The organism is Allobosea sp. FBZP-16 (assembly GCF_002831785.1).
GTDB classification, from domain to species: domain Bacteria; phylum Pseudomonadota; class Alphaproteobacteria; order Rhizobiales; family Beijerinckiaceae; genus Allobosea; species Allobosea lupini.
This window is the reverse complement of the sequence record NZ_LNCQ01000043.1, coordinates 105,526-115,868: the sequence shown is the minus strand read 5'-3', so window position 1 is coordinate 115,868 and position 10,343 is coordinate 105,526. Positions and strand designations below refer to the sequence as shown.

The following is a 10,343-nucleotide window of genomic DNA, read 5'->3' as shown; positions in this document are numbered from 1 at the left end:
CGGGGGCCTGCGTCGGGCTGCGCTGGAACGACGAGCCAGGCGCGGTCGGCGTCGGCGCGACCTGCGATTGGCTGCGCGAGCCGCGACTGCCCATGCTGCGGCCGCCCGGAGCGGCCTCGGCAATGATCGGCACCAGCAGAAGAGCGCCAGCGATGAGGGCGACTGCACGTCCACGACGGGCGAGCGAAATCAGTGACATGGTTCCTCCCGGAGCCGGGATCGGCTCACTGGACCCGAAATATGGTCGGGTCGTACGACTTTCGCAAGGTGGGCCTGAGCTGAACCTTCGACGGACAGGCCCCGATCATATTGGGTTGCCGGCTTCACTATGCTACCGTTGCCGCACCGTCACGCTGATCCAGCGAACGACAGGAGCGAGCCATGGTCCGATCCCCTCGGAGGCTACCGCGCTCTGGTGCAGCAACGCTGCTGTTGTCGGCGTTTTCTGCGACGATCCTGTTACTGTCGGCTTCCCCTGTCCGGGCGCAGGAGAAAGCCGTCGCGCTCGACAGGCCGCGCCTGGCACAGGCGCCCGAGCCTTATTGCTATTGCTGGAACGACGGCAAGAAGATCGCGGAAGGCAGCATGTCCTGCATCCGCACCACCATGGGGCGCCGCCTCGCCACCTGCGGACGCGTCACGAATCTGATGTCCTGGCAAGTGACGGAAAATTCCTGCCCGGAAAGCTGAGCGGCTTCATCGCCCGCCGCCGATCTGACGAGCCCCAAAGGAAAAGCGCCGCGGGGCCTCTCCCGCGACGCTCTCCAATTGGCTTATCGGTCTTTTCGACTCGAGACTGACTTCCTCGTCAGAACGCTCCGATCACGATCGCCAGAACCAGCGCGAAAGCTGCTCCCATGGCCAACCGGTCGAGACTTAGCGCGAGGTTCATGTGAACCCTCCTTGTCATTGACCTGACATGGAAGCTAGCAGAAACGGCGGCCGCCGCAAGTGGCTGCGTCGCCGCAGCGAGCGCCGCACCAGAGCAGCGTTCTTAATCAGTGGTTAAATCATTGAACTGCTTTGTGGATAGTCCCGAACAAGACCTTCCAGGCAGAAGCTTTTAGTATTGTGGAGTGCAGCATAAATCCTTTCCGCCACAATCAAGCCAAAGTTGTTGCAGTGCAATATTGTCCCATGCGGGACCAGCGCCCAGATCTTGCCGAGACATCGTCATGCCGGCATCAGGATCAGGCGCTCGAGCGCCCGCGCCACGGCGATGACGCGAGCATCGTCGCCGAAACGGCCGACGAGCTGGAAGGAGACCGGCAGGCCACGCGGGCCTCGCATCAGCGGCACGGTCAGGCAGGGCGTGCCGAGCAGCGTCCAGAGCCGGTTGAACTTGGAATCGCCGGTCGAAGCGCGCGTCTCCGGCGCCTCGCCCGGCGCGGCATAGGTCAGGACAAGATCGACCTCACCGAACCAGCGCTCGGCCGCATGCCGGCCGCGCCGGGCAGTGCCACGGGCGACGTCATATTCGCCGGGCGTTGTGGCGCGGGCTTCGTCGAGATAGGCGCGCAGCTTCGGCGGCAGGTCTTCGCGATGATTGGCGTATTCCCAGGCGAGCGCCTGTGTCGCCTCCCAGTTCTGCAGCGGGCCATGGGCATGGAAGGTCTCGGCGAGCTCGGCCGGCGTCGCGATGTCCAGCACAGTCGCACCGCCCTTGCGGGCGAAATCGGCGATCCGCTGCAGCGCCCCCTCGCAAGCCGGTTCAGGCCTGTCGATGAATTCCTGCCGGCAGAGGCCAAGCCTCAGCCCATCGAGCGTGGTTTCGGGCGCGTCGAGATCGGGCCTGCCGGTCAGCACAGCCAGCGCGAAACCGAGATCGTCGGCGCTGGCGGCCATCAGGCCGAGCGTGTCGAGCGACCAGGAGAAGGGCTTCACGCCGACCGTCGGCAGCAGCCCGTAGGACGGCTTGATCGCCGCGACCCCACAATAGGCGGCCGGGCGGATCACCGAGCCGCCGGTCTGGGTACCGATCGCAAGCGGGATCAGGCTGGCGGCGACTGCCGCGGCCGAACCGGCCGAGGAGCCGCCGGGGCTGGCCGAGGGATCATGCGGATTGCGGGTCGGGGCGGGATCGAGGAAGGCGAAGGCCGTGGTCTGCGTCTTGCCGGCCACGGTCGCACCGGCTGCCTTGAGCGCCATCACGATCGGCGCATCGGCCCTGGGCTGGTTGCCGTCATAGATCGCAGCGCCCATGCCGGTCGGCAGATCGGCGGTGTCGATGATGTCCTTGACGCCGACGGCGATGCCGGCCAGCGGCCCCTCGCCGACCTTCAGGCTTTCGGGGCGGGCTGCAAAGGCGCGCAGGTCGCCGTCGCGCTCGTCGATTCGCCGCTCGCTGTCGGCAAGGGCAGCCTGGGCGGAAATGGCGCCACTGGCGACGCGGCGAGCGATATCGCGAACCGAAAGCATGGATCTGTTCCTGGAATCCCGCGGCGGGGCCGCCGATGCGGCCATGCTGGCACAGGCCAAGCGCCGAATGGAAGCCGGGAACGCCCCCCGCAGACGGGGTATGCAGCCGGTGCGCCGCCGAAAGGCGCGGCTCAGTAGGTCGCGCGGCCGCCAGAGAGATCGAAGATGCCGCCGGTCGAGAAGGAGCAGTCGTCGCTGGAGAGCCAGAGCACCAGCCGCGCCACCTCCGCCACCTCGACGAAGCGCCCCATCGGGATGCGCGACATGATGTCGGCGCGCCGCTCGGCCGAAATCTCCTTCGCCATGGCGGTCTCGGCGGCCGCCGGCGTCACCGCCGTGACGATGATGCCCTCCTTCGCCGTCTCCTTGGCGACGCTCTTGGTGAGCGCGATCAAACCCGCCTTCGAGGCGGAATAGGCGGCGGCCATCGCCATGCCCTCCTTGCCCTGGATCGAGGCGATGTTGACGACATGACCGCGCAGCGGATGGCCATCCGGCGCGCGCCGGGGCTCCTGTCGCAGCATCCGGCCGACGATGGCCCGCGTCACCAGATAGGCACCGAACAGATTGACCTGCAGCACGCGCTGGAAGTTGTCTGGCGTCGTCTCCCAGATCGGTTTGACTTCTCCGAGCACGCCCGCGTTGTTGACCAAGATGTCGATGCGGCCATGGGCGAAAACCGCAGCATCAGCCGCTGCCTCGACCGCGTTGACGTCGCGAATGTCGAGCTGACGCAGGCTCGCCCGGCGCCCCAGTTCGGAGACGGCCTGTGACAGGCTGTCCGCATCCTGGTCCCAGAGGGTGACGCTGGCGCCGGCCTCGATCAGCGCGCGAGCGATGCCGCGGCCGAGCCCGCCGGCACCGCCGGTGACGACCGCATGACGCCCGGAAAGATCGTAGCGCGCGCTCATCAGCCGGCGCTCCAGGCGGTCTTTGCCCGGGTGATCTGATGGCGGTAGAGGCCGAGCGAGAACGGCCCCTCGCCGCCGAGCGCCTGCAACTCCTCAGCCGACAGCGACTCGCGCGCCAGCGCGATGAATTCGGCCTCGTCGCCCCAACCCTCGAGCAGCAGCACCGAGCGCGGCACGGCATTGGCGACGCCGCGAGCCTTCTGCTCGGCGGTGGCAACGCCGCTCGCCTGGGCGTCCGCGGTCAGCAGATGGACACCTGCCACCCCACGCGTCGCGAGCAGATCCGGCACCAGCCCGCGCAGCAGGGCCGCCTTGTGAGCCGAGGCGATGTTGTCAGGCACGTCATAGCGCAAGGTCGCGATCAGCCCGCCCTGGGCCGGACCGCTGGTGTGGGACACCCGGCAGATCGCGCGCGCCACCGAGCGGAAATGCTTCACCGCCGAGAAGGTCCACGGCGTCGGCGCGTTGACCCTGGTCGTATAGTCCTGCCCCTTCAGCACCTCGACGGTCTGCGCCTCGTACAGATTGAAGAACTCGAGATCGGCGTCGATCGCGACATAGCGGCGCCCGCGCAGGAAGCCGGGGATGCCGACCCGCTCCGGCATATGCTCCTCGCCATGCCAGGCATAGAACTCCGCCCTGCCCTCCGGCGCGATGTCGTGCCAGATCGCGACCGCTCCCTCACCTGCCAGGCTCATCGTCCCCTCCACCGGGCTCGTCCTGCGGGGCGCGTTGACTCGGCCTCGCCTCGTCTCTATACGAAAATGAAATCCAAATTGGAAATGATTTCCAATTCTATTCGAGAGATGGGCGGGAACGGGTGACGATCGCGGCGGTCGAGCGTGCATTCAAGCTGCTGGAGGCGCTGGCCGACGAAGCCGACGGCGCCGACCTGACCGTGCTTGCCGAGCGGCTCGACCTGCCAGTCAGCGCCACGCACCGATTGCTCGCCACCCTCGCCGAGCGCGGATTCGTCACGCAGGACCCCCAATCGGGCGCCTATGGGTTGACCCTGAAACTGTCGCAGCTCGCCTTCCGCAATCTCGACCTGCGCGGCCTGCCCGATGCCGGCCAGATCGTGCTCGACGGGCTCGCCCGCGCCACCCGCGAATATTGCCGCCTCGCCGTGGTCGAGGGCGAGAGCCTGACCTGGATCGCCCGCGCGCAGGGCGCGACCGCCGGCCTGCGCTACGAGCCGCCGATGGGGATGGGCATCGTCCTGCACGCCACCGCGACCGGCAAGGCCTGGCTCGCTTCCCTGCCGGAAGCGGAGGCATTGCGCATCGTCTGTGCGCGCGGCTTCGGCGGCGAGGGGCGCACCGGCCCGAACGCGCTCGGCGATGTCGATGCCTTGAGGCAGCATCTCGGCGAGACCCGCAGCCGCGGCTATGCGCTGGCGGTCGAGGAGGGGGAGATCGGCACCGTCGCGATGGCGACGACGTTCCGCGCCGGGCCCGATGCCGGCGCTGCGGTCGCCGGCACGCTCAGCGTCGCCGGCCCCTTGCCACGCATGCAGGAGGCGCGTCGCAGCGAGATCGCAGCGGCGCTCGCCACGGCAGCGCGGGAGATGGCAGTGATCTGGCCGCTCCGGCGGCGACAGATCGGCGGCCTCCCCGCGGTTTCGACAGAGGCAGCCATACGGTTGGCGCCGACAGAGACATCAGCATGAGCAGCGACAGCGCAACCAGCCCGGCCAAGCAACTGGCCCCCAGCAAGGTCGCCGCCTGGGCCTCGGCGATCGCCTGGCCGCTGGCGAGCTTCGCCGTGCTGCTGGTCGCCTGGCAGCTCCTGGTGCCGATGGCCGGCATCCCCGAATACATCCTGCCAGTGCCGAGCGCCTTTTTCGAGCGGCTCTGGATCGACCGCGCCGACATCTTCCGCCACACGCTGGTGACGGCCAACGAGATCGTGCTCGGCTTCCTCATGGCGGCGGTGATCTCGATCCCACTCGGCTATGTCATCGTCTCGGTGAAGCTGCTGGAGAAGGCGGTCTATCCGGTGATCGTCTTCTTCCAGCTCGTGCCGAAGATCGCGATTGCGCCACTCTTCGTCGTCTGGTTCGGCTTCGGCCTGTTCCCGAAGGTGCTGCTGACCTTCCTGCTCTGCTTCTTCCCGACGCTGGTCGCGAGCATGACGGGCTTCCGGGCGCTGGACGAACGCGTGCTCTATCTGACCCGTTCGATGGGCGCCTCCGCCTGGCAGACCTTCCGCTATGTCCGGGTGCCGGCGGCGCTGGCCTATATCTTTTCCGGTCTCAAGGTCTCGGCCGTGTTCGCGGCGACGGGCGCAATCGTCGGCGAGTTCGTCGGCGCCAATGCCGGCCTCGGCTATCTCCTGCTGCGCGGCACGAGCTTCCTCGACATGCCGCTGATTTTCGCCTGCCTGGTGGCGCTGTCGGCCGTCGGCATCCTGTTCAGCTACCTCGTCGACTGGCTCGAAATGCTGCTGATGCCCTGGCAGCGCAAGAGCTGAGCCTACGACATCGACCATCAATCCGGGCCAACCGGAACCACAGGGAGAACGACCATGCTGAGACGGACATTGCTCACTGCCGCCGCCATGCTGGCACTAGGCACGAGCGGCGCGCTCGCCCAAGCCGGCGGCAAGCCGATGAAGATCACGCTGAACTTCCTCGCCGCGGCGCCCAATGCGGGCTTCATGATGGCCAAGCAAATGGGCCTCTATGAGAAGGCCGGGATCAATCTGACGATCGAGGAGGGCAAGGGCTCGGGCACCACCGCGCAGATGGTCGCGACGGGCCAGACCGATGTCGGCTTCGCAGATGCACCGGCCGCCATGCAATTGCGGACCAAGGGCGCGCCGGTGAAGATCGTCGCGCCCGTGCTCCAGACCAACGGCTTCGCCATCATCGCGCTCGAGGACAGCGGCATCGCCTCGCCCAAGGACCTCGTCGGCAAGAAGCTCGCGGTCCAGCCCGGCACGGCGCAGACGACGCTGCTCGACGCCATCCTTGCCAGCAACGGCATCGACAAGGGCAAGGTCGACGTCATCAACATCGACCCCGGTGCCTTCGTCGGCGCGCTGCTGGAAAAGAAGGTCGACGCCATCCTTGGCGGCGCAGACTTCCACTCGGTCCAGATCCGCGAGCGCGGCTTCAAGGTCCGCGACATCTTCTATCGCGATGTCGGCGTGCCGACCGTGGGCTTGTCGATCATCGCCCGCGACGACAAGATCAAGGCCGATGCCGAGCTCTACAAGAAATTCATCGAGGCGAGCCTGCAGGGTTGGGACGCGGCCCGCAAGAATCCGGATGCCGCCGCCGACGCGGTGGTCGCACAGTTCCCCTCGGTCAAGAAGGCGCAGGTGCTGGCGCAGTTCGACGTGGTCAACAAGCTGCTCTGCGCCCCCGGCGCGACCTCGCTCGGCAAGGTGCCGGAGAAGAACTGGAGCGTGAGCTTCGACCTGCTGACGCAGTATCTCGGCCTGCCCAAGGACAAGCCGATCAGCGACTACTACACGACCGAGCTGCTGCCGGCCTCGGCGCCGGCCTGCTCGTGAGCGCCACGGCCGCCACCTCCGCCGCCTCGATCCAGGGGCGCGGCATCGTCAAGACCTTCGGCGGCTTCACCGCCGTCGACGGTCTGACACTCGACATCAGGAGCGGCGAGTTCGTCAGCCTGATCGGCCCCTCCGGCTGCGGCAAGAGCACCTTCATGCTGATGGCGGCCGGGCTGATCCCGACCAGTGGCGGCGAGCTTCTGGTCAACGGCAAGCCGCTGACGGAGCCGCTCACCGATATCGGCATCGTCTTCCAGGACCACCTGCTGCTGGAATTCCGGACGGCACTCGAAAACGTCATGCTGCAGGTGGAGATTCGCGGCCTGCCGCTGGCGCCGGCCAAGGAACGGGCGCTCGAGCTCTTCGCCAAGCTCGGCATCAGCCATGCCGCCGACCGCTATCCCAAGCAGCTCTCCGGCGGCATGCGCCAGCGCGTCTCGATCGCCCGCGCGCTGATCCACAACCCCTCCGTGCTGATGATGGACGAGCCCTTCGGCGCGCTCGACGCGATCACGCGCACGCAGATCCGGCACGATCTCGAAATGCTCTGGCTGGAGACGGCCAAGACGGTCGTCTTCATCACTCATTCGATCGAAGAGGCGATCGGCCTCTCCGACCGGGTGCTGGTGATGTCGCCGACGCCTGGCCGGGTCGTCGACGAGATCAGGATCGAGTTGCCGCGGCCGCGACCGGCCCATCTCGGCGACTATCCGAGCTTCAACACCTATGCCGACCGCATCCACGACGCGTTCCGGCGGTTCGGGGTGATCAAGTATTGAAGGGCGTCATTCTCGGGCGAAGCGCAGCGCAGACCCGAGAATCTCGTGACGAGAAGGCTCTATCGGAGCCCCCTCCCGGCCTGAGATGCTCGGGGCAAGCCCGAGCATGACGCGCGTTCCCCCTCAGCCCGGACGCTTCGGGATCTCCAGCCCGCGCTGCACGGCCGGACGCGCGAGGCCGCGTTCCAGCCATTTCGGCACCAGCTTGAGCTTGTCGTATTCGACCAACTCGCCGGCGCCATAGAAGCCGACGAGATTGCGGACCCAGCCGAGCGCTGCGATGTCGGCGATCGTGTACTCGTCGCCCATCAGCCAGTCGCCCCCGGCCAACCGCGTTTCCAAGACGCCGAGCAGGCGCTTGCTCTCAGCGGCGTAGCGGTCGCGCGGGCGCTTGTCCTCGTATTCACGGCCGGCGAACTTATGGAAGAAGCCGAGCTGGCCGAACATCGGGCCGATCGCCGCCATCTGGAAGAAGACCCATTGCAGGGTTTCGTAGCGGCGGGCCGGGTCGGTGGGCAGGAACTTGCCGGCCTTGTCCGCGAGATAGACCAGGATCGCGCCAGACTCGAACAGGCCGAAAGGCTTTCCGCCGGGGCCGTTTGGATCGATGATCGCCGGAATCTTGCCGTTCGGGTTGAGCGAGAGGAATTCCGGCGTCCAGGTCTCGTTCTTGCCGATGTCGATCAAGTGCGGCTCATAGGGGATGCCGGTCTCCTCCAGCATGATCGAGACCTTCACGCCATTGGGCGTCGGCAACGAGTAGAGCTGCAGCCGGTCGGGATGCTGGGCCGGCCAGCGTTGCGTGATCGCGAAAGCGGAGAGATCGGACATCGAGAAACTTCCTCGGATGGCGGGCGAGGCGCCGGCCTTGCCTGGCGCGCCCTGTCGGCGGGACGCCGATGGCGCGAGGCCATGACGTTGCGGCGTAAGTTGGCGTGCGACTCTCATCGGCGCAACCGCGCGGACCTTGCGGAAACGCCAACTGGCTTACGCAGGATTCACATCTCGCTGCGATGCTCGGCACCGTTGTCCCCCGCGAGGATGTCGCGATGACGCTCGCTCCCTTGCTCGCCGCACCGGCCGTCATGCAGCTGCATGCCTTGGCGGCGCTGATCTCGCTGACGTCAGGCCTCACCGTCCTCGTCATGCGCAAGGGCACGGCGCGCCATCGCCTCGTCGGCTGATGGCGGTGACGGCGATCAGCTCAGCCTTCATCACCAGCAACGGGCACTTCAGCGCGATCCATCTGCTCAGCATCCTGACGATCGCGAGCCTGCCCCGCGCCATCATCCTGCGCCGGCGCGGCGACATCGCCGGCCATCGCGCCACGATGCTCTGGCTCTTCGCCGGGCTCGTTGTGGCTGGCGCCTTCACCCTGATGCCGGGCCGCCTGATGAACAAAGTCGCCTTCGGCCAGACCGCGGCTGCCATCCGTTAACGCCCGTCATGGCGCTTTAACTGCCGCTTAACGCCATCGGCAAAGTTAATCCGCCCGTGACTTCCAGGACGCAGCCGGTCAACAAACCGTTCACCCAACGCCTCGCATTTGATCTGTCATGCGTCGCGTTCACCTCACTCTCCTCGCGCTCGGCGTCATCGGCGCCGGCCTTGCCGGCTGCGGCAAGTTCCAGAAGCCGCAGCGCGCGCCCTGGCGTGACCAGGCCGAAGCCCAGTGCCTCGCCTCGGGCCAGGTGCAGCTCTCGGCCTATGTCAGCCTGCGCGGCAAGGCGATCGACGGGCCCGGCACCTGCGGCATGGAGAAGCCGCTCAAGGTCGCAGCCTTCGCCAAGGGCAGCGTGGCACTAACCAGCAATGCGACCCTGGCCTGCCCGGTGGTTGCAACGACGGACAAATGGTTCACCGAGGTGGTGCAGCCGGCAGCGATGAACGTGCTCGGCGCGCAGGTGATCGAGATCCGCGCCGGCTCCTATTCCTGCCGTGCGATGAACAACGGCACCGGCACGAGCCGCACCTCCGAGCATGCCTTCGGCAATGCCGTCGACGTGTTTTCCTTCCGCCTGAACGACAACCGCGTCGTCACCGTCAAGGATGGCTGGCGCGGCGCGCCGGAGGAGCAGGCCTTCCTGCGCGAGATCTTCGTCGGCGCCTGCGAGCATTTCTCGACCGTGCTCGGCCCCGGCGCAGACGCCTTCCACTACGACCATTTCCACATCGACCTGGCGCGCCATTCCAAGGGCCGGCACATCTGCAAGCCGGTGATCAAATACGAGCCCAACTACAACCTGCCGCCGCCGGACCCGGCGCGGCCGGACCGGATGGCGCTGCAACAGCAGCAGCAGCAGCAGGATACGCGTCAGAGCCTGCCGCCGCCGATGGTGGCGAGCGGTTCAGGCGGCCTGCTGCGCCAGCCGAGCGGCGGCTTGCGTCCGCCCGGCGCGGTCAGCGGCGGCTATCCGGTCGCACATCAGCAGCATGGCGGGCTCGACGGCCAGCGGCGCTATATCGAGGAGGCGCCGCAGATGAGCCAGCGCTACCAGCCGCAGCCGGCGCCGAGCGAGATGCGCGGGCCACTGCAGCTGCCGGGCTCGACGCCGCCGACCGAGGAGCTGATCGTGGGCGACGAGGAAGGCAACGGCATCGTCGACAGCGCCCAGCCGGGCGAAGAGCCGCCGATCAACCCGCGCAACGACCCCTTCGCCTATCGGCCGCAGGGGCAGCAGACTGGATCGTTGCGGCGGTAGCACGCGTCATTCTC

12 protein-coding genes and 1 pseudogene are annotated in these 10,343 nt (G+C 67.2%); 8 read left to right on the top strand and 5 right to left on the bottom strand.

Annotation, left to right across the window (positions count from 1 at the left end; all coding sequences use genetic code 11):
• Positions 1 to 199 (bottom strand): annotated as a pseudogene (locus CXY91_RS30340) (hypothetical protein); the annotation flags it as partial.
• Between the two features lie 233 nt (positions 200 to 432).
• Between CXY91_RS30340 and CXY91_RS30335 the strand changes: the two are divergent.
• A complete protein-coding gene (locus CXY91_RS30335) occupies positions 433 to 690 on the top strand; it encodes a hypothetical protein (RefSeq protein WP_143079690.1) in 258 nt (85 codons plus the stop codon).
• A 483-nt stretch (positions 691 to 1,173) separates the two neighbouring features.
• Here CXY91_RS30335 and CXY91_RS21870 read toward each other — a convergent pair whose 3' ends face one another.
• The 3 genes from CXY91_RS21870 to CXY91_RS21860 form a co-directional block, all read right to left on the bottom strand.
• Positions 1,174 to 2,418 (bottom strand): amidase, encoded by a 1,245-nt coding sequence (locus CXY91_RS21870; RefSeq protein ID WP_091833556.1) that lies wholly within the window; start codon positions 2,416 to 2,418, stop codon positions 1,174 to 1,176.
• A gap of 131 nt (positions 2,419 to 2,549) precedes the next feature.
• On the bottom strand, positions 2,550 to 3,329 hold the full coding sequence (locus CXY91_RS21865; RefSeq protein WP_100963313.1) for an SDR family NAD(P)-dependent oxidoreductase: 780 nt from the start codon (positions 3,327 to 3,329) through the stop codon (positions 2,550 to 2,552).
• Positions 3,329 to 4,027 carry a hypothetical protein gene (locus tag CXY91_RS21860; protein ID WP_100963311.1) on the bottom strand — a complete coding sequence of 233 codons (699 nt, stop codon included), beginning with the start codon at positions 4,025 to 4,027 and terminating at the stop codon, positions 3,329 to 3,331. Before CXY91_RS21860 ends, CXY91_RS21865 begins: the two co-directional genes overlap by 1 nt.
• A 122-nt stretch (positions 4,028 to 4,149) precedes the next feature.
• Between CXY91_RS21860 and CXY91_RS21855 the strand changes: the two genes are divergently transcribed.
• The 4 genes from CXY91_RS21855 to CXY91_RS21840 are packed head-to-tail and all read left to right on the top strand — an operon-like array spanning position 4,150 to position 7,627.
• Complete coding sequence (locus tag CXY91_RS21855; protein WP_100963309.1) at positions 4,150 to 4,998, top strand: IclR family transcriptional regulator; 849 nt, start codon at positions 4,150 to 4,152, stop codon at positions 4,996 to 4,998.
• A complete protein-coding gene (locus CXY91_RS21850) occupies positions 4,995 to 5,801 on the top strand; it encodes an ABC transporter permease (protein WP_100963307.1) in 807 nt (268 codons plus the stop codon). The genes CXY91_RS21855 and CXY91_RS21850 overlap by 4 nt, the downstream gene beginning before the upstream one ends.
• Before the next feature lie 54 nt (positions 5,802 to 5,855).
• Positions 5,856 to 6,848, top strand: coding sequence for an ABC transporter substrate-binding protein (locus CXY91_RS21845; RefSeq protein WP_091833541.1), 993 nt, complete (start codon positions 5,856 to 5,858; stop codon positions 6,846 to 6,848).
• Complete coding sequence (locus tag CXY91_RS21840) at positions 6,845 to 7,627, top strand: ABC transporter ATP-binding protein (RefSeq protein ID WP_248307592.1); 783 nt, start codon at positions 6,845 to 6,847, stop codon at positions 7,625 to 7,627. Before CXY91_RS21845 ends, CXY91_RS21840 begins: the two co-directional genes overlap by 4 nt.
• A gap of 123 nt (positions 7,628 to 7,750) precedes the next feature.
• Here CXY91_RS21840 and CXY91_RS21835 read toward each other — a convergent pair whose 3' ends face one another.
• Positions 7,751 to 8,458, bottom strand: a complete 708-nt coding sequence (locus CXY91_RS21835) for a glutathione S-transferase N-terminal domain-containing protein (RefSeq protein ID WP_100963305.1) — start codon at positions 8,456 to 8,458, stop codon at positions 7,751 to 7,753.
• Positions 8,459 to 8,676: 218 nt separating this feature from the next.
• On the opposite strand from CXY91_RS21835, the gene CXY91_RS31170 reads away from it, so the two are divergent.
• The 3 genes from CXY91_RS31170 to CXY91_RS30620 all read left to right on the top strand — a co-directional run bounded on the left by CXY91_RS31170 (position 8,677) and on the right by CXY91_RS30620 (position 10,329).
• Complete coding sequence (locus CXY91_RS31170) at positions 8,677 to 8,811, top strand: DUF2306 domain-containing protein (RefSeq protein ID WP_282569393.1); 135 nt, start codon at positions 8,677 to 8,679, stop codon at positions 8,809 to 8,811.
• A 5-nt stretch (positions 8,812 to 8,816) separates the two neighbouring features.
• The gene (locus CXY91_RS31030; RefSeq protein WP_248307591.1) at positions 8,817 to 9,065 is read left to right on the top strand and encodes a DUF2306 domain-containing protein; all 249 of its coding nucleotides are present in this window, start codon (positions 8,817 to 8,819) and stop codon (positions 9,063 to 9,065) included.
• A 118-nt stretch (positions 9,066 to 9,183) separates the two neighbouring features.
• Positions 9,184 to 10,329: an extensin-like domain-containing protein gene (locus CXY91_RS30620; RefSeq protein ID WP_199777530.1), complete on the top strand. Its 1,146-nt coding sequence runs from the start codon at positions 9,184 to 9,186 to the stop codon at positions 10,327 to 10,329.
• Positions 10,330 to 10,343: the final 14 nt, after the last annotated feature.